A 23,872-nucleotide genomic window follows, 5' to 3' on the forward strand; every position below is an offset into this window, starting at 1 on the left:
ATCCCCGCCTGGAGCCCATTCATGACGCATCGGTCCGTTTCGGACATACGCAGTCAGGCCGACCAGCTCATCGCTCTTATCGACGATGCGCTGAACGGCCAAGTGAACGCCATCTTGCACCACGCCAATTTTCAGGCGATGGAAGCGAGATGGCGAGGGCTTGCCATGGTGGTGAGGGAAGCAAGCCGGTGCCCGGAAGTGAAGGTCAAACTTCTGAATGCAAGCTGGCGGGAACTGGCCCGCAGCATGGAACGGGCAACCGATTTCGACCAGAGCCATCTTTTTGAAATCATTTATAACCGCGAATTCGGCATGCCAGGCGGCGAACCCATCGGCCTGCTCATAGGAGATTATACCTTCTCTCCTGACGACATCGACGGTATCGACTCGATCACCACCCTGTCGCAGATCGGAATGGTGGCTGCCGCCTCATTCTGCCCCTTCATCGCTGCCGCATCTCCTGCAACCATCGGCCTTGAAGATTTCTCGGAGCTCAGTCGCGTGCAGGATTTTTCCTGGCTGAAGCAGGAAAAAAGCCGGCTACGCTGGAATGCTTTGCGCGCGCGAGATGACAGTCGGTTCATTGGTCTGGTGGCACCGCGCATTTTGCTGCGTTCACCTCACAAACCCTATTCGCGCCGCCGCGAAGATCCGTTTCCATTCCGAGAGCATATATCGGAGGACGGGCAGACATTGCTATGGGGCAATCCAGCTTTCGCCTTTGCCTCGATCGTAGTGCGCAACTTCACCGATTCGGGATGGTTCGCCGATATCCGTGGGGTGACGCAAAACGAGATCGATGGCGGAATGCTGTCGGCGTCGCAGCTTCCTCCCCTCGATCTTGGCATCGAAAGCAATGGCCTGTCCGCCCAGCCGCCTGTCGAAATGCAACTGACAATGGGTCAGGAGCAGCAGTTTTCTGATCTCGGCATCGTCCCCGTATCGACGACGTACCTGTCCAGCATGGCTATTTTCAACGCCAATCAATCCCTGCACGCGCCCGGCCACTATTCCAAGGAAAGTGCGCGGCAGAACGCGAGATTGGCAGCGATGCTGCAGTATGTCCTATGTGCATCCCGCTTCTCTCATTATCTCAAGGTGATCATGCGCGACGATATCGGTCGTCTTAGCGATGCGATCACCATCGAACGCAAGCTGGAGAGCTGGTTATCATCCTATACCCTGGGGAACGATGATGCGGAGGCGTCGCTGCGCACTCGATACCCGCTACGCTCGGCCGGTATAAGCGTTTTTGAAATACCCGGCAAACCGGGCAGTTTTTCCTGCACGGTCCGTCTTCAGCCGCATTTCCAACTGGATGACGTTTCCACAAGCTTTCATCTCATCGCCGAAACCAATGCGTCAAACGCCTCTCTGGCGCGGTCTCCGGCTGAGCAACAAAGGATCCCCGCATGACGTTGCGCGAAGATATTTCTCGCCTGCTTGACGACGACCAGCTTGACGACGCCACAGCAATAGCCCGGGAGAAGGTGAAGACGACCCCTTCCGACAAGGAAGCCCGCAATCTCTACATCGACCTCCTGGTGCTTGCAGGAGAGTATGAAAAAGCGGATGCCCAGTGCAATCTGGCTGCGACTTTCTCCCCGCAAGACGCCGTCGGATTTTCTCTGTTTCGTCACCACCTGCGCGCCATGGCGGCCCGTGTTGAGTGGTTTAGAACCGGCGCCGTGCCTGATTTCACCCATGGCCCTTCCGAATTCGACCAACTTGCCATGAAGGCAAGCATAGCATCGCGGGAAGGTAGAGATGCCGACGCAAAACAGGCGTTGCTGGAACTCGACGAAAAGCGAACCGGCATGTCCATCGTCTTGAATGACGGCGCGACAGGAGACGTGCGTGACCTCGACGATCGCATCCCGCACGCGCTGGAAGTATTGACCAACGGCGGCAAATACCTCTGGATCGATTTCGGTCGTATCGAAAGCCTTGCGATAGAGCCCATGACGAGACCACGGGACCTCGCTTTCAGGAACGCGGAGCTTACGCTGCTGGACGGCGCTGTCGCGTCCGTCCTGCTGCCATCGGTCTATTACAGTGCCGACAGCACTCCCGGTTTGCACCTCGGTCGAGAAACCGAATGGAGCGACGACGGCCCTCTTGTCACCGGTCGTGGCCAGCGTTGCCTGCTGATCGGCGACGAACTCGTGCCGTTTCACGAGATTTCCAGCCTGACTGCGCCGATGGCAGCGAAGGAAAGGCAGACCGCCCTTGGATGATCCGCTGGAGCAATTCAGACCAAAACAGCGAACGCTCGCCCGCTCGGTTCTCGACCGGCTGCTGGACGATGCGCCGGATATGGAAAACGACCCACCGGCAAGTCTGTCCGAGCAGGTTCGGGAAATGCGTGAAGTCATTCGCCGCGACCTTGAAGCATTGCTGAACACCCGCCGCAATCCCGCAGGTCCTTCCGCTGAACTCAAGGAATTGCAGGACGCATTGGTCAGCTACGGGGTGGACGGAATTCTTTCGGCAAATCTGGTCACTGACGCATCCAAGGCAAGGCTTGCAAACACCGTCGAGCGGCGGATTGCGATGTTTGAAACCCGCCTGTCGGACGTGCGCGTGACGATTATGAAAAATCGTATGGATGGTGACCGGGCACTCAGGATGCGCATTCAAGCGACCTTTCGCCTCCACGAGGGCATGCCACCCATCAGTTTCGAGACCAAAATAGACCCATCGACCCAGCGTTTTCTGGTGGAGGCTGGCAATGGCTGAAGGCTTTCTCGAAAAATACAATGACGAGCTTTTTGCACTGAGAAAACGTGCCTCCCGTTTTGCCTCCGCCTTTCCCAAGATAGCGGGTCGACTGCGAATGACGGGTGACGTCGCCGACGACCCGCATGTCGAGCGGCTGATCCAGAGTTTCGCCTATTCCGCCGCACGCGTTCGCCAGAAACTGGACGACGAGTTTCCGGAGCTGTCCAACAGTCTGCTCGAAACCCTGTACCCGCATTATCTTGCACCATTGCCGTCAATGAGCGTCGTGCATTTCGCTCCCAGTCCCTCCTTGGCGACATTGCAGACATTGCCGCGCCACAGCGAAATCCTGTCGGAACCCGTCGGCGGTGAGAGTTGCAGGTTCCGCACGGCACAGGATGTCGATATCGTTCCGATGGAAATTGCGGCTGCCGTTTTGGCCAGCCAGCCCATCGATGCACCATTTTCACCGTCATCCGCCGGTGCGGCCAGTTGCCTTAAGCTTTCTTTGCGTACCACCTCTCCTCGGCCTTCGACCTTTGGCGAAATTGGACTCAAATCCCTGCAGATTTTTATTTCTTCTGCATGGCAGCAAGCGACGGCGCTTTACGAATTGCTGGCCAATCACTGTGTCGGCCTTGCCCTTGCGCAGCATTCTGAGGATCGCAACGCCGTCTTCCTGCCAGCTTCCAATTTGAAACCATCGGGCTTTTCGCGCGATCAGGCCATGTTGCCTTACCCAGCCAACAGCTTCGATGGTTACCGCCTGCTGACTGAGTTCTTTGCGCTGCCGCAAAAATTCCTGTTTCTGGACATCGAAGGACTTGAGCGCTGGACCGGCGGCGATTGCGAACTTTACATCTATCTCGACGCAGCCGAGACCCGGCTCGAGCGCATGGTGTCCGCCAAGGATTTCGTGCTTAATGCCTCACCCGTCATCAACCTTTTCCAGCAGAGCTGCGAGCCACTCAGCCTGGACGGCACCCGCACGGAATATCGGCTGCTGCCCGACGCCAGACGCCAGCGGACCCGCGAAATATACGGGGTGGAAAAGGTTGAGCTGACCAGCCGCTCCGGCATCATTGAAAAGACCTCGCCGTTTTTTGGGCGAACACAAAGAAGCAACGGCTCACATGTGTTCTGGCAGACCTATCGTCGCTTCGATGATGATGACGGTTCGTCCGACACCGATATTGCGTTCGTCGACGCACAACGCGGGCCGCTCGGTCCACTGGATGTCGTCGCCAGCGTCGATACGCTGTGCATCAATCGGGAGCTGCCGAGCCAGCTGCCGTTCGGTGGCGGCCATCCATTTCTGCAATTGGCGACAGGCAATGAAGCTGTAAACTCCGTCCATGCGCTTATGCCGCCATCTTCTGCCGTGCGGATGAATGAACGCTCTGCGCGCGAATGGCGGCTCGTTTCGCACCTGCTTCTCAATCATCTCTCTCTGTTTGACAATGGCGGCGCGCCGCTGAAGGATATTCTGTCGCTTTATGCGTTCCGCGACAGCCCGGAAACGCGACAGTTGGTGGAAGCGATAACCTCCGTGGACGCACGCAACTCCCATGCGCGGATCGGCTCTGCCATGGTGCCTGGGACAGACATCACCATCGAATTTGATCCGGCGCTGATCGACAGGGCGGCGGCCTTCATCTTCGCCAGCGTTCTCAACCATTTCTTCGGTCTCTACACGTCGATAAACAGCTTCACGCGCCTGACGGCAACCATGCGCGGGCAGTCGGAACCTCTAGCCCGTTGGCCTGCCCGTGCGGCAGACCGACCCTTGCTTTAGGAGTTCCAATGCAGTTTCAGGCAGGGGACATCAAGGAAAAACAAGCGGAAAAACTGGCGAGCGATCCCGGCAGCTTTGATCCCGCGACGGCATTTCGCGTGGCCCAGCATCTCGCCTTTGAAGACGAGTTGACCATCGGTTCTCACAATGGTGCCCGGCCCACATCGGTTGCCATCGGCGGCTTTCGCAGCAGAAATGGCAAGGCAGAACTTCGATCTGCATTTGCCCCCATCATCGGCCCGTTGGGTTCTTTGCCGCCCAGCTATTCGGAACTGCAACAGAGAGAGGAACGCAACCGCTCGAAGGCGCTGACCAGTTTCTTCAATCTCTTCGCCGCCCGTTTCAGCGAGCTATTCGTTTCCGCCACCGAGAAATATCGCCTCGCCCGCGGTTTACGATGGTCCTCCGATCATAGGACCAACGCATTTCGCAAGACGCTTCTGTCGCTGACTGGTTTCGGCACATCGGGTCTTAGCGCCAAGGTAGGCGTGAAAGAAGATGTTCTGCTGCGGTTCAGCGGTCTACTGGCGAACCGCAACCGCAATGCGACGGCACTGACCTCCATGCTGCGAGAATTCACCGGTCTTGCCGTCGAGGTCGAGCAATTCCGCAGACGCTGGGTTCCACTGCCGGTGCATGAGCAAAGTCAGTTTGGGCAGAGCGGCGGTCTACGACTTGGCCAGAATGTCACCGCCGGAAGCGCCATCGAAGATTTTAGCGGCAGCTTCCGGATCGTGATCGGGCCCGTGGGCTATGCGGATTATCTGGCACTCACACCCGGTTCGCAGCGCCTTGCCGAAATTTTTGCCGTCGTGCGACTTTTCGCCGGAAGTGGCTTCGATTTCGATGTCCAGGTCATTCTCAGGAAAGAGGATATTCCCTTCTGCCAACTCGGCGCAACGGAAGCACCGGCGCGACTTGGCTGGAACAGCTGGGCGCGACTGGCACCGGCCGAAAAAGACAGTACCGACGCAATCGTGACCGAGCGCGAAGGCTCGGCGCTTTCAGCGTGAGGATGGGACGATGAAACTTGTTCTGAAAGAAACATCGAACACAGCAGGTGCCAATTCTAGCCAATGGAGCCTTGAGCAAGGCAGCCGGATGATCGGCCGATCGAGCGATTGCGACTGGCAGATTGCTGACGATGCACGCCGGGTTTCCAAGCAGCACTGCAAGCTCAGCCGTGACCGCCAGGGCTTTTTCATCACCGATCACAGTGCCAACGGCACGCAAGTCGATGGTCGCCTCTTGATGGAGGGCGACATGGCGCGGCTTGGCAATGGCTCGCAAATCGGCATCGGCGCTCAGACATTCGACGTGGTTATCACAGGCGAAGCGGAGATGGATTTCGGAGATCCCGACAGATCGCTCCGCGTCAGCGACGAGCAAATGACCATTTCTGCGATCTTGTCCGATATCGCACCCAACGGTCGCTCGGCACGCGGTGTGATTGCCGGCGGAATGACGGAAGACGACTGGCCCGAGGCATCGCCGGTCAAGAATGGCAAAAAAGCAAAGTCCATTTCCCGCAATGTCGAGGTTGGCTGGAACGCGCCGCCTTCCACCTCCGGTGTAGGCACCGTTCTGCCCAACGACTGGAACGAGGAGCCGGTCGAAAGCAGCAAGCACGAGCACACCGATGCGATGAATATTCCGGTGCTCGTTTCACGGCCTTCGAAGAAACAACCCGTTGAAGATTTCGATGCGGTCTTCATGGATGCAGGCAATGAGCCTGAGACCGAGCCGCCAGCAGCCGTAGCGCAGCAGGTCAGCGATCCCATCGAGGATTTGCTTCTTCAGATGGAGAAGGAAAGCGCCGAGTGCCTTGCCGTCCTCGATCTTGATCAGACATCCACGAGCAGCGGGATCCACGACACGACGCCGCGCGGTCGGTTGGAGGCACTGATCCGCCAGCAGCGGCTGCTTGCCTCGTCGCTGGAAATCATGATCCAGACCTGCACGCAAAAGCTGGAGCCCAGATTGCTTGAGGCGAGGGCCGATGCGCAGAACGACTGGCGCGACAAGCTCGCACGCAAGGACTGGCGCGCCGTGATCACGAGAACCGACTACTGGGGGACATTCAAACAGCAATTCGAAGACGGCGGGCGACAATTGTCGGTCCGGCAGTTTTTGCAGCGCGCAGCACAGGGTGAGGCTGCACCCGAAGATGCGCTTCAAACAGATACCAAGGGGGTAAGCAACCAAGATGAGGCATGAAAACCGCGTCGCATGGAGCGAGGGCATGTTCCTTCGCGTTCAACACTTTCAGCAGTCAGACCGATGGACCGAGCGGCTGGTGCGCAACACCACGCGCAATCTCTCTCCCTATCCATGGGGAGTGGCGGAGATCGGAATCGATCGAAGCGCGCTGGCCATCGGGCAGTTCGCGCTGTCCAATCTGCGCGGTATTTTGCCAGACGGCACGCCCTTCGAGTCCCCTGAAGATTCCGATTTGCCGCCACCCCTGGACCTCGATGAAAGCGTTAAGAACGCTATCGTCTATCTGGCTCTGCCAGCGCGTCAGCCCGGCAAGGCGGACATGTCGAGCGGCACGAAAGCCGACAGCAACAGCGTGCGCGTTGTTGCAACCACTTACGAGGCATCGGACGCCAATGTAGACACGGACTTCGTCGCACCTATCGATGTCGGTCGTTTGAGCCTTAAATTCCTGAAAACCGGAGATGACTTGTCCGGTTACGATCTTATCGGTCTGGCACGCGTGATCGAAGTGCGGTCGGATCGCGCTGTCATTTTGGACCCGGACTTTATCCCGCCCTCGCTCAACTGCGCCGCGTCCTCGCGCCTCAGTGAGCTCTTGACCGAGTTGCTGGGCATCGTTCGCCACCGCGCGCAAGCTATTTCAGAGCGCATCGGTGATCCCACGATTCGTGGAACAGCGGAGGTGGGTGACTATTTTCTTCTGCAAATCCTCAACCGTGCCGATCCCCTACTCTCTCATCTTTCCGCCAATGCAACACGGTTTCACCCCATTCGTTTCTACGAAGACTGCATTCAGCTAGCAGGCGAGCTGGCGACATTCACGACCGACACAAAGCGCGCAACGGATTTTCCGCCCTATCGCCACGACGATCTGAAGGCGAGCTTTGCGGCCGTTTTCGATGATTTGCGGACCTCGCTTTCGGCGGTGCTGGAGCAGGCTGCGGTGGCAATCGAACTGGTCGAACGCAGGCACGGCGTGCGCGTTGGCACCATTCACGATCGCACCCTCCTTCGCGATGCCGGTTTCGTGCTGGCAGTGCGCGCAGACATGTCTGCAGAGGACATTCGCCGCAAGCTTCCGGCTCAGATCAAGGTCGGTCCTGTGGAACGCATATCCGAACTGGTCAACGTTGCGTTGCCGGGTATTCCTGTGCGTTCGCTACCAGTTCTGCCGCGCCAGCTTCCCTATCGTTCCGGCACGATCTACTTCGAAATCGACACCAAAACACCGCTTTGGAAGCAGCTTGAAACCTCCGGCGCCATTGCGCTGCATCTCGCGGGCGAGTTCCCGGGACTTGAGATGGAAATGTGGGCATTACGCGAATGAGCAATGAAAAGCCCTCCTCCTGGCAAGATCTGCCAACCGTGGTCGAAATCACCGATGAAAGTCGGGCGCGAAATCAGAATGCCCGCAATATGGCAGCCATTCTGGACGACATCATCGACGGCGACGACGTTCCGAAAAAAGCCGGGCAGAACGACACCAATGCTCTGCCGATCGACACTTTGCTCGCCAACTTCCGGTTCGGCGGGGAAGACGTACCGACGCTGGTGCAGTCGGCAGCGCCGCTGCTGAACCTTGCCCATATGCTGCGCTTCAGCGATGCCCAACCCGACCCGGACCATCTTCGCCGGGCCTGTCTCGAAGCCATTACCCGTTATGAACGGGATCTGGCTTCGGCACGCATCAGCCCGGAGCGGGCACGGGCGGCGCATTATGCCGTCTGCGCGACCGTGGACGATGTCATCCTCAGCAAGCCGTGGGGCGTACGAGCCGGCTGGGCACGTTCCGGCCTCGTCTCGACGTTTCATAACGACGTAACAGGCGGCGACCGTTTTTTTGATATTCTCGATCATTTTCACCAGTCGCCCGGTGCGAACAAAGACCTTTTGCTTCTCATCTATCTGTGCCTGTCGCTTGCCTTTGAAGGAAGGACACGCGTTTCCGCCAAGGGCGCACTCGAGCTTTCCCGCATCCGCGACAGCCTCTACAAAACGCTCATCGGCCAATATGGCGTGTTCGAGCGCGAACTTTCTCCGCACTGGCAGGGTGTCGAGGCTCGTCATACGCCGCTGCGGACGATGGCGGCGTTGTGGACGCTGCTTTCGCTGATCGCGCTGGCTTTTGCCTTCGGCTATCTGTTTTTCACGCTGACTCTGAACAGCGCGTCAGACGCAACATTTCAACGGCTGGCGTCCCTTCCGCCCACCGACACGCCAAGTGTTCTGATTGCCGCTCCTCCCGAACCGCCGCAAACACCTCCGACCAAGGAACCAACGGTCGTCGAGGAGCCGCCACCCGTCATAAAACCACCGACTCCCACAAGGCTGGACAATCTCATGGCCTTCCTCCAGCCGGAGGTGCAGAGGAATCTGGTGACGCTTGCCAACGTCAACGGTCGTCTGCGGGTGCGGATCAACAATTCAGGTCTATTCGAAGTTGGGAGCGCAGAGGTCAGTCCGCAGTTCCGCGATCTTATTCAACGTATCGGTGGCGCGTTGGCAGCAGACAAATTTCGCGCCGTCGTGATCGGCTACACCGACAACAAGCCTATCAACACGGTGCAGTTCCCATCCAACTGGCACCTGTCAGAGGCACGCGCCAAGGCCGTGGGCGACATTCTCGCAAACTATACGGGGCCGGAAGCCATTTTGACCGAGGGACGCGCCGACAGTGATCCGATTGCCGACAACAACACGGCGGAAGGACGCGAAAAGAACCGCAGAACCGAAATCATGGTGCTGACCAACCCTGGTGAAAAACTCAGCGAGGCGGGCATTCTGTCGCCAGCCGTCACAACGACAACCGGACAGCAATCAGGAGAGACCCAGCAATGAATCCGCTGAGTTATTTTTATACGATCCGGTCATATGTCGACAGTTATGCTGGTTTGATCGGTAGACGGTTCATTTCATTGATCTGGGCCGTGGCGATTTGCGTCGTCGTCTGGTTCTACGGCTATCTTGTCAGCTTCGGAAGCTTCAAACCGTTTGATTCGACGCAGGAACGCCTGATCGCCGTCGGTGTCATTCTCCTGATCTGGCTCCTTTATATCGTCGTGACGACGTTCCGCGCCCGCAAGCAGGACAAGGAACTCGTCGACAGCATCGAGCAGGAAGCGCTGGGCAACCGTCAGGCGGAAGTCGGCGAAATCCAGACTCGTCTCAAGGAAGCACTGGCGCTTCTCCGTCGCGTGACGAAGAAGCGTTTCGGTTACATCTACGACCTTCCCTGGTACGTCATTTTTGGCGCGCCGGGCTCTGGCAAGACGACGGCGTTGACGAATTCTGGATTGCAATTTCCGCTCGGAGATGCGCTTGGCGAAAGCGCCGTCAAGGGCATCGGCGGAACGCGCAACTGCAATTGGTGGTTCACCGACGAAGCCATTCTTATCGACACCGCCGGTCGATACACGACGCAGGACGATCTGGATGGTTCTTCCAAGGCGGGTTGGGAAGGCTTCCTCAACCTCTTGCGTCGCTACCGCCGTTCCCAACCCATCAACGGCGCTCTGGTCACGCTGTCCATCCAGGATCTCTTGACGCGCGACCCCGAAGAGCAGCGCCAGGAACTGCGCTCCATTCGCCAGCGCATGTCCGAGCTGGACGAGTATCTTCACGCCCGTGTGCCGGTCTATGTGGTCCTGACCAAGGCCGATCTTCTGGAAGGCTTCGTCGAGTTCTTCGACGGCTTCAACAAAACCGACCGATATCAGGTATGGGGCACAACGTTCAAACTGGATGAAAGCTATTCGGCACAGAACCTGCCGCAACGCTTTCTTGAAGAATTCGAATTGCTGCAGCAGCGTGTCGATGCGATGTTGATCGAACGCCTGCAACAGGAACAGAACGCTGAAATCCGCGGCCGCATCTTCCGCTTTCCGGCAGAGCTTGCCAAGCTGAAAGACCGGTTGCACGAAGCGCTGAGCGAGTTGTGCGCCAGTTCGCCTTTGATAGAAGCACCATTGCTGCGCGGCGTTTATCTCGCCTCCGGCACTCAGCCTGAAGTCGGCACCGCCACTCCGCGGGCCCGACGCAGCTACTTCCTCTCCAAGCTATTCAAAGACGTGATTTTCCCCGAAGCTGCACTTGTCATGCGTGACAAACGCCTTTCGGGTCGACAGCTTCTGGTGCGCCGCATTGCTTACGGCGTGTCAGCGGTCGTGGTCGCAATCGTTTTCACCGGGTGGATCACAACCTATTTTGCCAATACACAGGCCCTGGCAGAAGCCGACCGCAAGCTCAACGCCTATCAGCAGCTCGTTCAGGGCATCCACGTGCGCGACGTTTCCGATGCCGACTTCCTGCGTATTCTGCCAGCACTCGACAATCTGCGGGACGTCAATTCCGGTTTCAACAAGGAGCGTATCTGGAAGGTCGGATTTGGACTGGATCAAGAAGAAAAGATCGCTGGTCGGCAGCGTGACGCCTATCAGCGCGCGCTCAATGCCTTGCTGTTGCCCCGTATGATCGTGCAACTCCAGAAACAGTTGCAAGACCAGGACGACGTTACCCGCACCTTCAACTCGCTCAAGCTCTATGGCATGCTGGGCGGGCTCGGAACCCTCGACCGCGACTTCCTGAAGGTTCAGTCGCAGGATATGTTTGCATCGCTCTATCCAGGCGACGGCAGGGCGGCGGCACGTGATGCTCTGAACCGTCATGCCCTTGCCCTTGCGGATGGCATTCTTGCGCCCATCGAACTTGATGCGCGCCTGATCGACAAGGCGCGAGACACGATCAAGGGACAGGCCATCGGCGCACGGGCTTATGACATCCTCGCTGGTCTTCCCCAATCCCGCGCTTTGCCCGAATGGAGCCCATCCGGTGCTTTCGGTCCATTGGGAGAACGAGCGGTCGAACGTGCCAGCAAGGCACCTTTGCTGGACGGTATCGAAGGGCTATTCACTGCCAATGGCTATCGTACGGTCGTCATTCCTCAGGTGGCCTATGCCTCTCGCGTTGCGCTTTCGGAAGCATGGGTGCGCGGTTCCGATGACGCCATCCGGGGTGCGACCGTCGAAAACGTGGCACAATCGGCTTTGCAAATCTATTTCGACCGTTTTGAAAAACGCTGGAATGAAGTTCTCACGGATGTGCGCATCAAACCATCGCAGAGTTTGGGCGATGCCGTCGAGACGACACGTATTTTGGCCAACGACAGAAACATCGTGATCGAAGCGGCCAAGTCCATTGCAGAAGCGACCGATCTGGGTCCCAACGCTGGCGCAAGCCTGACCACACTTGCGTCCTCTGCGGATGGCGATACGACAGCAGCCATTCTGTCAGCCACCGTCGACGCTGCCGATCCCTATGCACGACTTCGGGAAATGCTGGCCGCAAAAGGCCCTGGTGCCGGACAACCAGTTGAGACCGCCACGGGCAACGGCACGAAGCAAACGGGCTCGCCGTCCGAACAGCTCCTGGCAAACATCAAAGCGTTGCACGAGCAACTGGCACGCTCTTCGACCACCTCGGATGAAGTTGCACGCGTTTTCGACGTCGATAGCCAATTGACCAAAGCCAATCAGGACCTGCTGCAGCAAGCGCGACAGTTACCAGCACCACTTGACGTGTGGGTGGCGGGACTGGCCGCTGATGTCGGCTCGCTGGCTGTCAAGTCGGCGCGCGGGCGCATCGCCGATCTCTGGACGGCCGAGGGCGCCTCCCTTTGCTCATCCATTGTGGCAGGTCGATATCCATTCGACCGGACTTCCAGACGTGACGTGGCGATGGCGGATTTTACCCGCTTGTTCGGTCCGACAGGCATGTTCCAGACCTTCTTCAAACAACGCATGGAACCTTTCGTCGACAAGACGGCGACGCCATGGGGCTGGAAGGGCACCTTTGGGGCCACCGGCATGGCAAGCGACGCCATTGCCCAGTTCGAAAATGCCGACAAGATCTTCCGTGCATTCTTTCCCAATGGCAGCGAGGTGCCGGCAGTTGCCATCAACGTCAAGCCTGTCTCGCTGACGGATGAATCGAGCGCGGTAATGCTGGAAATCGAGGGAGAGCGGGTCGTCTACTACCACGGTCCCGTGCAGGCAAAATCGATAACATGGCCATCCGAAAACAATTCCGCCAACCTGTCGCGCATCGCTTTTCAACCTGGCGGATGGCAACAGGCGAAAACCGAAAACGGCGACTGGTCGCCCTTCCGATTGTTCGATGATGCCAAAATCGAAAATCAGGCAGGCGATCTGTTAAGGGCAAGGTTCGAAAATGGCAGTCAGGTCGCCGAATTCGACATTCAGTTTGGCTCGGTTCTCAATCCGTTCAAGCTGGATGCGCTGGCGAATTTTACGTGTCCGGCGCAATTTTGAGCCGAGACACCTTTGCAATAACGGAGGGGAATATGACTGACACACCAAAACGGCACCGCAAAGCCGTACTGAACGGCTGATGGCCGCTCCTGTCACGAAGACCGTGAAAGCCGCCGTAGAGACGGACAGGATCGGCTTTTACGGAAAAATTCCAAGCCACGGAGACTTCGTTTCCGAGGGAATGGATCGCGATCTGATCGGCGCACTGGACGGATGGATCCGATCCGGACTCCATGCCTGCGCCGATGTGTTCGCCGAGCGCTGGACAGCCGTTTTTACCACGTCTCCTCCCCTTCGCTTCATCATTGAACGGGGCATATGGGGGCGCAGCGCCTATGTGGGTGTATTGCTGCCCAGCAAGGACCGGGTAGGACGGAAATACCCGCTGGTCGTGTTGGCGCAACTCGTCGATTTTCGACAGCATCCCAGAACGCTATATCTGGATGATACGTGGTTTATGGCCGCCGAAGCCTTGGCCGAAACGTCGATGACAACCGACTTTGACATGGGGCGCTTTACCACATCCATCAAACGCTTGCGCATGCCCAAACCGCGTGGCGACGACGAAGAGACGTCGTTCTCGACACCGTCGGCTCACCCATCCAGTCTCTGGTGGTATATCGACACCGATACCCGGCGTCCGCGTGGTATGAAATTCGAAGGAAAGCCTGCGGCAGCTGATTTCGTGCGTCTGTTCAAGGAGAAATCCACCGCAGACGAAGACAACGCCCAGAAAGCTGGCACGAGGACAGTTCCGAAACCGACAGAAGTCAAAGCCACTCCTGTGGTAGCAGAGTCGCCTCCCGAGCCGCCCCAGCCACGTCGGGAGAAAGCCGATCAAAGCTCCCTTGTGTACAGCTATGCCACTCATCCCGGTACGCGTCTCACTGTCAACGCCGATGCGCTTTTCGTTTCTAAGACGCCTGCTCTCTTTGCGATCGCCGACGGTATTGGCGATGCCGGAAACGCCGTCGAGGCGGCACGTCTAACCACAAACGCCCTGACGGATATTGCTGACAGCGACAACCCGGACTTCATCACTCAGGACGTCAAGGGCAAGCTCGGGACCGTCAACAGCCTGTTGCTGTCGCGACAGCTGTCGGCGGAACCATCACGCCCCATGGCAAGCGTCGTCGTGGCCTCCTTCGTGGGGTCACAGCTCACGATAATGTGGTCCGGCGATGCGCGTGCCTATCTGCTCCGTGACGGAACGATGCATTCGCTATCGCGTGATCACGTCATCGTCGGCATGAAGAAGCAACTGGCTCAATGTGTCGGTCAGTCCCAGCAGTTTCGACCCAGCACACTTCTGGAGAACTGGGGGCGGCATGACCGCCTTCTGCTGTGCAGTTTCCCTTTGATGCAGGCATTGAAAGAGCGAGTGGTCGCGGAGATATTACAGGACACATCAGTGCCCGACTGCGCCAATGCCTTGATGCAGGAAGCGTTGATCGAGAACGTCAGAGAGAACATCAGTGCGATCGTGATCGGAGATCGCCTTGACCGGTCATGAGGACAATGGCGAGGTTGCGCAGCGTTTTGCCGAATTATGGACCGCAATCCAGAAGTCTGAACAGCCGCAGGACCTTATAGACCGCATTCGTGATGCTCTCGACAGGAAGGCGGATATTCTGGCGCGGCAGCAGCCTTGCTTCGTCGAAGGCAGCTTTGCGGTCGAGACGATTGCCTATCAAACGGAAACAACGCAAATCCTCAAGGTGCTGCACCGCGACCTCGGAACTCTCTTTGCGATCAAAACCATGCCGGAGGAACGCCGTGGCGATGCGTTGCTTGATCAGCGTTTACGAAGAGAGGCCGAGATCGGGCTCACCCTGCGTCACGACTGTCTTCAGGAAACATCCGCATTGCTGCGTCTGCCCGATGGAAGACCGGCTTTGCTCCAGCCATGGGCACCCACTACGTTGGCAGAACGTCTCAACAATGCGCCCGTCAGTACAACTGATATCACACAACTGTTGCGACGGATAATTCATGCCATCTCAGCGATGCATGCCGCCGGATACATTCACTGTGATATCAGTGCGGCAAATATTCTTCTTCCAAAAGGCACATTGGCTTCTTGCCGCCTTGGCGATTTCGCGATCGCGCTGAAAATCGGCCAGGCACATTCTGATCTGGGTGTGGCAACGGCAGGTTCCCCAGATTACGCTGCGCCAGAACAATTAGCTGGCGCCGTGGCCCACCCATCTCAAGACATTTATGCCATCGGCAAATTGACCGAGCGACTGTTGAGCGCGGCGCCAATCGAAGGAAATGAGCATTTGGCGCGATTTTCCGCGTCCTGCGTGGCAGAACAGGCCGATAAGCGCCCGCAAACCGCTGGCGAAGCGCTCGAACTTCTTCTTAAGGCATGAGCGCGCGACGATGGCCACGCGCCATACAGATCAGTTGAGACTGCCGGGCTGTGGCGCTGCAGCAGTGGGCACGCTCTTCTGGAAGACCGTCAGCAGTTTTGCCGTATCCACAAGAGGCGCATTGCTGGCGTACAGCACGTCGCCCTTCTGCATCTGGAACATCTGCATCAGGGCAATGCTGGACGCATCGCGCATGTTGACGTGATAGATCACCGGACGCATGCTGGTCGTCACAACGACCGGGTCCTTCGTCACGGCAGCAGCCTTGGAGGAAACCTGCACGACTTCGTTGCGGAAGACATAGACGTTTCTCGCATCGGCACGATCATCCAGCAAACCACCAGCGCGACCGACGGCCTGCGCAAGGGTCATCTTGCCCGTCTCAAATTGGAATTCACCAGCACTCTTGAACGCGCCCAGAGCCGTGAAGCTGGAAGCGTCGCCATCGATCATGATCTGGTCATCCGGCGAAAGGCGAATGTTCTGGCGATCTTCTCGCATGATACGGTCAAGTGGAGCCGAAGCGCGCTGCGAACCGCGCACCACCGTGACGCTGGCCGCACCGGGTGCTACCGTCGGGCCACCTGCCTGATTGATCGCATCGAGGACCCTCTCCTGGCGCGCTGTCAGCGCCATCTTGCCCGGCGTTTTGACCGCACCGCTCAGCATGACAGCACTGGTCGGCTTGTCGACCACGGTTACGACAGCCTGTGGATTGACCGCCGTACCCTTGAGGCCGGTGACGACCCGGGACTGCAACCCTTCCGGCGTGGAGTCGATGACCCGCTGTTTACCGATGAAAGGAAGATTCACATTGCCGCCCTGATCGACAGTAAAGCGTCCAAGATTCAGCGTCTTGCTTTGCGTGGAGGAAAACAGCCCGTCTTCACCAGTATCCAAGACAGTGATGTCCACCACGTCGCCGCGGCGCAGACGCTGTGAATTATATCCTGTGTTGCGAAGAGCCGTCAGGCCAGGACCTGTCGTGCTTTCGGTGAGAACAGGGGGTGAAACGGCCGGAGCATTTGCAAGCTCGACGACCCGGATTTTCTCATTGGTATTGGGCAGGGTTGCAGATCTGATATTTCCTGCGGTCGGCCCATCAGAGGGCTTCGCGCATCCACTGAGCAAAGCCAAAAGAAGAACCGATACAACCTTCTTCATCCCAATTCCCCACGATAGAATCAACTACACGCAGGAATAGCACCAAGACGTTAAGCTGCAATAACTTTGAAGCTGAAAATTGAAAAACATCGAGCGAGTAGCGACCCTTATGTGGCCGTTTGGCAACCAGTCACGTTACGTGATGCGGCCAATTTCCATCTCGCCATCATCGACCGTTGATAAACCAAATGATCAAGATCGAAACTGTGGCGAAAATCCAGTGGTGCCCCTTGCCGGAATCGAACCAGCACTCCTCTCGGAACCTGATTTTGAGTCAGGCGCGTCTACCAATTCCGCCAAAGGGGCAACTTTGGAATCTCATTCTTGGTATGCGGCGGACTATACGAACCGCCTGTATGAGGTCAACACATTTTTGCGAGAATCTCGATTTCACGAAACTTTGCTTCACTTCAACGCAAACCCTTCGATGAAGGATTTGCAAGCGAGATGGGACTGGATTAGAGGCTTGGTGCGGCGATATCGAAAATGCCGCATCCCGCCTCTTTTTCACCTGATCGGGTGCCTAGAAATCTTGCGTCGAATGTGAAGGACAGACTATGGCAAGTGCAGTTTCCGTAGAGAAGAGCCGCAGCCAATCGGCCATTCTGGTTACGCTGGGAATGATCGTTACCGTGGGCACGGCTCTCGGCTTTCAGCACATTGGCGGCTATACGCCGTGTGCGCTGTGCCTGCTGCAGCGCGATCCGTATTATTACGCCATACCCGTCGGTCTGCTGGCGATTGCTGCAAGCCTGTTCAAGCTGCCGGCATGGCTGACGCGTGCAGCACTTATCATCGTCGGTATCGCCATGCTGATCGGGGCTGGCCTCGGCGTATACCATTCCGGTGTAGAGTGGGGTTTCTGGGCAGGACCGATCACTTGTGCGACGGGCGCACCATCCATCACCACCAATGCCGGAAGCCTGCTGAGCGACCTCAATGCCGTAAAGCCGCCATCCTGCAACGATGCCGCGCTACGGGTTCTCGGGCTATCGTTTGCAGGCTGGAACGTCGTTGCCAGCATCGTGCTTGCGGCGATCGCGTTTTTTGGCGCAAGCCGCAAGACTGCCTGAAACCATCAAGGCTGCAATTCGGTATCCCAATAGAGATAATCCATCCAGCTTTCGTGCAGATAGTTGGGTGGAAATGACCGACCGTTATTGTGCAGATCCTGCACGGTGGGCTGGTAAGGCTTTTGATGCGGCACCATGCCCGCAACCTTAGGCAGTTTGCTACCCTTTTTGAGATTGCAGGGTGAGCACGCTGCCACCACGTTGAGCCAGGTCGTTTCGCCGCCGTGAGCACGGGGAATGACATGGTCGAACGTCAGATCATCCCTCGACCCACAATATTGGCACTCGAACTTATCCCGCAAAAACACATTGAAGCGTGTGAAGGCGGGATTTCGTGTCGGCTGAACGTAGGTTTTGAGACTGACCACGCTGGGCAGGCGCATAGAAAAGCTGGGAGAACATACCGCGTGATCGTATTCTGCAATAATGTTCACACGGTCAAGAAAGACGGCCTTGATCGCGTCCTGCCAGGACCATAACGACAAGGGATAATAACTCAGCGGTCTGTAGTCTGCGTTCAGAACGAGCGCAGGCAAGGCCTGGGGTGAAACGGCAATCGTCAAGGGCGTCTCCTGATCGATTCTGCATCTACACCTGTATATTAGGTCCGTTGTTACAGGATTGTGAAGCCTATAAATGAAGCGCTGAAAGAAAGGCTTATTTCAGGCAAGCGGTGCAGCTTCGCGGTGCGTCATGGCGGCGTAATATGCCCAAAAAAGACGGGCAGCAACGGACCTCCAGGGAGACCATCCCAGCGCCAGTTCGCGCAACATCCGGTCATCCGGACGCGCACCCAGATCAAAGACTTGGCCGACCGCGGCTTGCAATGCGACATCGCCGGACGGAAAGATGTCGGCATGGCCGACGCAAAACATCAGATAAACCTGCGCCGTCCAGGGGCCGATACCGTTGAGCGCCGTCAACCGGTCATAGGCGTCCACTTCGTCCATCGTCGAGAGTGCCGCAAGATCAAGCGCACCACTCACGATGACGCCCGCCACCGCATGCAACGTTCTGGCTTTTGCACGCGACAGCCCGTAACCGGGTGTTTCCGGATTTGATCTTGCAAGATAGCTCAAGGCCGTGACCTCACCGATCTCCGCTTCCAAACGTCGCCATATCGCCTCGGCACTGGCGCGTGAGACGACCTGTGAGACGATGATATGCGCCAATCCTGCAAATCCTGGATCGCGCAATCGCAGCGGCAACGGTCCGGCTTTTTCCGCGATATGCCTCAGACGAGGATCGCGCAGCATAAGCAACGCCAGTCCTTCCTCCACGTCAGCAGCGCTTTTGATGATTTTTCCCACGATACTCCGACACCCGGTGACTTGGCCTTGGCGAAGCACCGCAAGACATGGCAAAGAAAATCATGTCTTTGCTGTCAGGTCAAAAGCCGGTTTTTCGTTTTGCGCCAAGTCCCAACGGACGGCTGCATCTCGGCCATGCGCTGTCCGCCATTCTCAATCATGATATGGCCGGGGCCTCGGGCGGCCGCTTCCTGTTGCGTATCGAAGACATCGATCTGACGCGCTGCACGACTGAGCTGGAGCAGGCAATCTACGACGACCTCTCCTGGCTCAATCTCGATTGGGAGAAGCCGGTTCGCAGACAGTCAGAACATTTCGACGATTATCGTCGTGGGCTCGAGCAACTGATCGAGATGGGTCTTGCATATCCGTCTTTCATGAGCCGCGCCGAGGTCAAGGGTATCGTCAGAGATTTGGAAGACGTCGGTCAGATTTGTCGACGCGACCCGGATGGCGCTCCGCATTATCCGGCCTATGACAAGCAACGCTCCACACGGGAGGTTGCAGCACTTTTATCGTCGGGACGAAAACATGCCTGGAGGCTGGATATGGAAAAGGCCATCGCCCACCTTCACAAGCCGTTGACCTGGGAGGAAACAGGCAAAGGGTCTGTGGTGACGACGACGGCCGATCCAGCCGCGTGGGGCGACGTGGTCCTTTCGCGTTCAGACTCTCCATCTAGCTACCACCTATCGGTGGTGTTGGACGATGCAGTGCAGACGGTTACCCATATCGTGAGAGGCATGGACCTCTACCACGCCACGTCAGTTCACCGGCTTTTACAGGGTCTGCTCGGATTACCCGTGCCGGTTTATCACCACCACCGTCTTATCCTTGATGAGGACGGGCGGAAGCTTTCCAAAAGCGAAGGCAGCAAAAGCCTCGAAGCTTTGCGGAAAGATGGCTACCACGCCTCAGATATCCGCGGCCTCCTCGGCGTCTAGAGCCTCTCTCAAACTGCCATTATGAATGCCGGCCTTGATGATGTGGCGCACACGGTATTTCATCAAGGCCGCGTTGACTTCCGCGCCCAGCATGAAGATGACGCCGACCATATAGAGAAAGACGAGGACGATCATGACCGAGGCAAGACCCGCATAGGTCGCCGCATAATTGGCAAAGGTCGCAAGGTAATAGGCAAAGATTGCCGCTCCGATGACCCAGAACAACAGTGTCAAGACGATGCCGGGCAATACATCCCAGATGCGACGTCGGCCTGCAGGCAACCACAAATGCGCAGCTGCGAGGCCGACGGCGAGAACGATGATGGTTCCATAAAGACCGAGATTTGAAACGGTGACGAGAAAATCCTTCAACAGCGGGAACCGCGTTTCGGCAAAGGACAACGCGACCGGCACGGCCACCAGAACGATGCTGATGGCCGCAAAGATGGTCACGGCAATGACGACGTAGAAAAGGCTGAGAAGACGGGTGACATACCACCAGCGCGTTTCACTCACTCTATAGGCGCGGTTGAGTGAAATTCTGAGTGCCTCCACACCGTTCGACGCGAAGTATGCTGCAGCCAGAACCGATATCGTCAGCAAACCTCCACGAGGAATGGTCAAAACCTGTTGCACCTGTGCCGCGAGTGGTGCCGCGATGGCCTCCGGCCACGTGTCGAAAATGAGGTGAACGGCGGTTTCGGCGAACTGGTCCGCACCCAGGAAGCTTGCCAATGCAGTACCGAAAATCAGGAACGGGAACAGCGCCAGCAAAATGGAGAGCGCCACATGGCTGGCCATTGCCCAGCCATCGTCTTCGGCAAAGTGGAAATAGGCATCGAGCGCCACTTTCCGGACGATGTCCATTGCTGCAACCATGTCGCCTCCTCAATCGGCATTTCGTTTGTAACTCGGGGCGAGATGTGGGAAGTCAGTCACCGCTTGTACAGCGCTTGAGATTGCGCACTGGTTCCATAGATCAAGAAGAATTGTGCACGACCGAAATCACTTTTGCCCATTTTTGTGCACCATGCATACCACGGCGCCATTGAGGAAAAGCTTACATGCTCGAAAACCCCGTTATCATCATCACAGGCTGCTCCTCCGGCATCGGTGCGTATTGCGCACAAGCCCTGCAGGCAGATGGCTGGCGCGTCTTTGCAACGGTGCGGCGTACGCAAGACATGGCGGCGCTCGAAGCTGCTGGCATCGAGACGATGATCATGGATTATACAAAACCGGAAACGATTGCGGCTTTGGTAGATGATGTTGCAGCACGGACTTCCGGGCGTATCGACGCCCTTTTCAACAACGGCGCTTACGGCCAGCCGGGTGCTGTGGAAGACTTGTCGGTTGCGGTTTTGCGACAGCAGTTCGAGACCAATGTTTTTGGCTGGCATGATCTGACCTGCCGCATCATTCCTTTGATGCGCAGGCGCGGAAGCGGGCGCATCGTTCACTGCTCCTCCATTCTCGGGCTGGTTCCCTATCGCTATAGAGGCGCTTACACGGCCTCAAAATTCGCAGTTGAAGCACTTGGCATCACGTTGCGCATGGAACTTCAGGGCAGCGGCATTCATGTCAGCCTGATCGAGCCCGGCCCTATCGTCTCCCAGTTCACGACGACAGCGCTGGCACACATCAAGGGCAATATCGACCTGGAACATTCCGCGCACGCGATTGACTACAAGCGCCAGCTTGCGCGACTGGATGGGACCGGTCCGAAGAACAGACACAAGCTCGGTCCCGAAGCTGTTTATAAGGACCTCAAACATGCTTTGACCGCCGCCCGCCCACGACCGCACTATGTCATCACCATGCCAGCCAAGCAGGCGGTGATTTTGAAGCGATTTTTACCCACCAACCTCTTTTACCGTTTACTGCGCAGGTTCGACTAGCGCTCCGACACGCTAATCAGCTACAAAGCATAAAACACAGTATCTTTTGGAGCAGCGCGCATGTCCAGTTTCACCACGGTTCTCGCCGTCATCGTCATGGGGCTCGTCGTGCTGGTACTCATACGCGGCCTTTTCACCATGTTGAAAGGCACGGATGCCAACAAATCCAACAAGCTGATGCAGTTGCGGCTTCTGTTACAAGCCGTTGCGATCATTCTCATCATGCTCACCCTGTGGCTAACCGGCGGCGGGCGATAGGGCGGCTCAATCATGGTCAAATTGAACAAAATCTACACCCGCACCGGCGATGATGGCACGACCGCACTTGTCTCCGGTCCACGCCGCGCCAAGCACGATCTGCGCGTGGAAAGCTATGGCACGGTCGACGAAACAAATTCCGCCATCGGTGTTGCCCGACTTCATACCGCCGATCTTGCCGAGCTGGATGCCATGCTGTTTCGCATTCAAAACGACCTGTTCGACCTGGGAGCCGATCTTGCCACCCCCGACACGGGCGAAACACTGTCCTACGAACCGTTGAGGATCGTGGAAGCGCAGGTAACGCGCATAGAAAACGAGATCGATGCTCTGAACGCAGATTTGCCTGCCCTCAAGTCTTTCGTGCTACCGGGCGGGACCGCTGCAGCCGCTCACCTTCATCTCGCCCGCACGATTTCCAGACGTGCAGAACGACAAATGGTGGAATTAGCGCGGATTGACGGAGAAACCGTCAGTGCCGCGTCACTGAAATACATCAACCGTCTTTCCGACTTCCTTTTTGTTGCGGCGCGATTTGCAAACGATGCAACGAAATCGGACATGCCGGACATTCTTTGGGTTCCCGGTAAAAACCGCTGAAAGAAACAGGGCCCTTTCGCATGTTCATTCCCCTGCACGATGCGAATTCGCTCAAGCACATCAGGCTTCAATATGTCACGCTGTCGATTATCGGCATCAATGTGTTGATCTGGTTTCTGACAGGTGTAATGGCCGATGACTCAGCGGTAGGCGCCGCAACCCTGGGGTTGGGCTTCATCCCGGCAGTCGTCTTCGATTACGCTTATCTGGAACCTGCGCTCAAAGTCGTGCCTGATGGTGCGACTGTGATGACCTATGCGTTTCTGCATCTGAGCTTCTGGCACCTTGCCTCGAATATGGTATTCCTCTGGGTCTTCGGCGACAATGTCGAAGACGCGTTCGGGCACACACGTTTTCTGCTGTTTTACCTCGCCTGCGCGGCAGCGGGTGCGCTCTTTCACGGGCTGATATCCCCGACGTCACAAGCACCGCTGATCGGCGCATCGGGTGCGGTCTCCGGCATCGTCGCGGCCTACATCCTGCTGCATCCGCGCGTCAGGGTCTGGGTGCTGGTATTCATGCGGATTCCGTTACCTCTGCCCGCGTTTATTCCACTTGCACTGTGGATCGGTCAGCAGTTTTTCATGTTCTGGTCAGGCATGCAGGACAGAGTGTCATGGAGCGCCCATATCGGCGGCATTATCGCAGGCGCAATCCTGGTGCTTTTCATGCGCAGGCGCGGCGTGCCTCTCTTCGACCGGACAATCGTCACACCGAAAGCGGTGCAACATCGAAATCAGGGACCTCAGGCAGCAGTCGTGTCGCAAACAGAACGGCCTTTTGACAACGTTCGTTGAAGATGGAATCGAGGATTGATATTTACGTTCACGTTAACGTAAGATATCGCGGAAGCGCATGACCTGATGAGCATTGCTCCGTTGAATTTGCGGAAAAAATGCGTATCCATGTCGCAACTTGATTGTCAGGAGGACCATCCGGCGTTTCGCTTGATGGTCAGGAGTTGAAGGAAAGTTATCGATGAAGATTCTCGTCCCTGTGAAACGCGTGGTGGACTACAACGTCAAGATTCGCGTGAAAGCCGATGGTTCGGGCGTTGAACTTGCGAATGTGAAGATGTCGATGAACCCCTTCGACGAAATCTCCGTTGAGGAGGCTTTGCGCTTGAGAGAAGCTGGCAAGGCCGAAGAGGTTGTGGTCGTATCCATCGGCCCGGCAAAGGCGGAAGAA

General features: G+C 57.1%; 21 protein-coding genes, 1 tRNA gene and 1 pseudogene. 18 read left to right on the forward strand and 5 right to left on the reverse strand.

Annotated elements, in window-relative coordinates; genetic code table 11:
* Positions 1-21 precede the first annotated feature (21 nt).
* The 11 genes from tssC (at position 22) to ASF29_RS14000 (ending at position 15,437) form a co-directional block, all read left to right on the forward strand.
* Positions 22-1,416, forward strand: coding sequence for a type VI secretion system contractile sheath large subunit (gene tssC / locus ASF29_RS13950; RefSeq protein ID WP_062451260.1), 1,395 nt, complete (start codon positions 22-24; stop codon positions 1,414-1,416).
* Positions 1,413-2,237 (forward strand): type VI secretion system accessory protein TagJ, encoded by an 825-nt coding sequence (locus ASF29_RS13955; protein ID WP_062451261.1) that lies wholly within the window; start codon positions 1,413-1,415, stop codon positions 2,235-2,237. The genes tssC and ASF29_RS13955 overlap by 4 nt, the downstream gene beginning before the upstream one ends.
* The gene (gene tssE / locus ASF29_RS13960) at positions 2,230-2,739 is read left to right on the forward strand and encodes a type VI secretion system baseplate subunit TssE (protein ID WP_062451262.1); all 510 of its coding nucleotides are present in this window, start codon (positions 2,230-2,232) and stop codon (positions 2,737-2,739) included. The genes ASF29_RS13955 and tssE overlap by 8 nt, the downstream gene beginning before the upstream one ends.
* Positions 2,732-4,516, forward strand: coding sequence for a type VI secretion system baseplate subunit TssF (gene tssF, locus ASF29_RS13965; RefSeq protein ID WP_062451263.1), 1,785 nt, complete (start codon positions 2,732-2,734; stop codon positions 4,514-4,516). The genes tssE and tssF overlap by 8 nt, the downstream gene beginning before the upstream one ends.
* Positions 4,517-4,524: 8 nt before the next feature.
* Positions 4,525-5,529 carry a type VI secretion system baseplate subunit TssG gene (gene tssG, locus ASF29_RS13970; RefSeq protein ID WP_062451264.1) on the forward strand — a complete coding sequence of 335 codons (1,005 nt, stop codon included), beginning with the start codon at positions 4,525-4,527 and terminating at the stop codon, positions 5,527-5,529.
* 10 nt (positions 5,530-5,539) lie between these two features.
* Positions 5,540-6,733, forward strand: a complete 1,194-nt coding sequence (locus ASF29_RS13975) for an FHA domain-containing protein (RefSeq protein ID WP_062451265.1) — start codon at positions 5,540-5,542, stop codon at positions 6,731-6,733.
* Positions 6,723-8,063, forward strand: a complete 1,341-nt coding sequence (gene tssK / locus ASF29_RS13980; RefSeq protein WP_062451266.1) for a type VI secretion system baseplate subunit TssK — start codon at positions 6,723-6,725, stop codon at positions 8,061-8,063. Before ASF29_RS13975 ends, tssK begins: the two co-directional genes overlap by 11 nt.
* Positions 8,060-9,574, forward strand: coding sequence for a type VI secretion system protein TssL, long form (tssL, locus tag ASF29_RS13985; RefSeq protein WP_062451267.1), 1,515 nt, complete (start codon positions 8,060-8,062; stop codon positions 9,572-9,574). Before tssK ends, tssL begins: the two co-directional genes overlap by 4 nt.
* Positions 9,571-13,062, forward strand: coding sequence for a type VI secretion system membrane subunit TssM (tssM, locus tag ASF29_RS13990; protein ID WP_062451268.1), 3,492 nt, complete (start codon positions 9,571-9,573; stop codon positions 13,060-13,062). The genes tssL and tssM overlap by 4 nt, the downstream gene beginning before the upstream one ends.
* Positions 13,063-13,141: 79 nt before the next feature.
* On the forward strand, positions 13,142-14,575 hold the full coding sequence (tagF, locus tag ASF29_RS13995; protein WP_062451269.1) for a type VI secretion system-associated protein TagF: 1,434 nt from the start codon (positions 13,142-13,144) through the stop codon (positions 14,573-14,575).
* Complete coding sequence (locus ASF29_RS14000; RefSeq protein ID WP_082453510.1) at positions 14,562-15,437, forward strand: protein kinase; 876 nt, start codon at positions 14,562-14,564, stop codon at positions 15,435-15,437. The genes tagF and ASF29_RS14000 overlap by 14 nt, the downstream gene beginning before the upstream one ends.
* Positions 15,438-15,467: 30 nt before the next feature.
* Here ASF29_RS14000 and ASF29_RS14005 read toward each other — a convergent pair whose 3' ends face one another.
* Together ASF29_RS14005 and ASF29_RS14010 are read right to left on the reverse strand one after the other, a co-directional pair.
* A complete protein-coding gene (locus ASF29_RS14005) occupies positions 15,468-16,601 on the reverse strand; it encodes a polysaccharide biosynthesis/export family protein (protein ID WP_062451271.1) in 1,134 nt (377 codons plus the stop codon).
* A 221-nt stretch (positions 16,602-16,822) separates the two neighbouring features.
* Positions 16,823-16,907 (reverse strand) — tRNA-Leu (locus ASF29_RS14010).
* A 251-nt stretch (positions 16,908-17,158) separates the two neighbouring features.
* On the opposite strand from ASF29_RS14010, the gene ASF29_RS14015 reads away from it, so the two are divergent.
* Positions 17,159-17,674 carry a disulfide bond formation protein B gene (locus ASF29_RS14015; RefSeq protein ID WP_062451272.1) on the forward strand — a complete coding sequence of 172 codons (516 nt, stop codon included), beginning with the start codon at positions 17,159-17,161 and terminating at the stop codon, positions 17,672-17,674.
* A 5-nt stretch (positions 17,675-17,679) separates the two neighbouring features.
* Here ASF29_RS14015 and ASF29_RS14020 read toward each other — a convergent pair whose 3' ends face one another.
* Together ASF29_RS14020 and ASF29_RS14025 are read right to left on the reverse strand one after the other, a co-directional pair.
* Positions 17,680-18,237 carry an HNH endonuclease gene (locus ASF29_RS14020; RefSeq protein ID WP_062451273.1) on the reverse strand — a complete coding sequence of 186 codons (558 nt, stop codon included), beginning with the start codon at positions 18,235-18,237 and terminating at the stop codon, positions 17,680-17,682.
* Between the two features lie 99 nt (positions 18,238-18,336).
* Positions 18,337-18,930, reverse strand: a complete 594-nt coding sequence (locus ASF29_RS14025; RefSeq protein WP_062451317.1) for a DNA-3-methyladenine glycosylase — start codon at positions 18,928-18,930, stop codon at positions 18,337-18,339.
* Between the two features lie 101 nt (positions 18,931-19,031).
* On the opposite strand from ASF29_RS14025, the gene gluQRS reads away from it, so the two are divergent.
* Positions 19,032-19,928, forward strand: coding sequence for a tRNA glutamyl-Q(34) synthetase GluQRS (gene gluQRS / locus ASF29_RS14030; protein ID WP_062451274.1), 897 nt, complete (start codon positions 19,032-19,034; stop codon positions 19,926-19,928).
* Here the strand turns inward: gluQRS and ASF29_RS14035 are convergent.
* Positions 19,899-20,807, reverse strand: a complete 909-nt coding sequence (locus ASF29_RS14035) for a YihY/virulence factor BrkB family protein (protein ID WP_062451275.1) — start codon at positions 20,805-20,807, stop codon at positions 19,899-19,901. The two genes, gluQRS and ASF29_RS14035, sit on opposite strands and share 30 nt — an antisense overlap.
* A 185-nt stretch (positions 20,808-20,992) precedes the next feature.
* On the opposite strand from ASF29_RS14035, the gene ASF29_RS14040 reads away from it, so the two are divergent.
* From ASF29_RS14040 to ASF29_RS14060, 5 genes and pseudogenes are all read left to right on the forward strand, one after another.
* Positions 20,993-21,826 carry an SDR family oxidoreductase gene (locus ASF29_RS14040; protein WP_062451276.1) on the forward strand — a complete coding sequence of 278 codons (834 nt, stop codon included), beginning with the start codon at positions 20,993-20,995 and terminating at the stop codon, positions 21,824-21,826.
* A 60-nt stretch (positions 21,827-21,886) separates the two neighbouring features.
* On the forward strand, positions 21,887-22,084 hold the full coding sequence (locus ASF29_RS14045; RefSeq protein WP_062451277.1) for a twin transmembrane helix small protein: 198 nt from the start codon (positions 21,887-21,889) through the stop codon (positions 22,082-22,084).
* A gap of 12 nt (positions 22,085-22,096) precedes the next feature.
* Positions 22,097-22,684 carry a cob(I)yrinic acid a,c-diamide adenosyltransferase gene (locus tag ASF29_RS14050; RefSeq protein WP_062451278.1) on the forward strand — a complete coding sequence of 196 codons (588 nt, stop codon included), beginning with the start codon at positions 22,097-22,099 and terminating at the stop codon, positions 22,682-22,684.
* A 20-nt stretch (positions 22,685-22,704) separates the two neighbouring features.
* Positions 22,705-23,481 carry a rhomboid family intramembrane serine protease gene (locus tag ASF29_RS14055; protein WP_062451279.1) on the forward strand — a complete coding sequence of 259 codons (777 nt, stop codon included), beginning with the start codon at positions 22,705-22,707 and terminating at the stop codon, positions 23,479-23,481.
* A gap of 181 nt (positions 23,482-23,662) precedes the next feature.
* Positions 23,663-23,872: pseudogene (locus ASF29_RS14060) on the forward strand (electron transfer flavoprotein subunit beta/FixA family protein); the annotation flags it as partial.

Source organism: Rhizobium sp. Leaf262 (assembly GCF_001422245.1).
Classification (GTDB): domain Bacteria; phylum Pseudomonadota; class Alphaproteobacteria; order Rhizobiales; family Rhizobiaceae; genus Agrobacterium.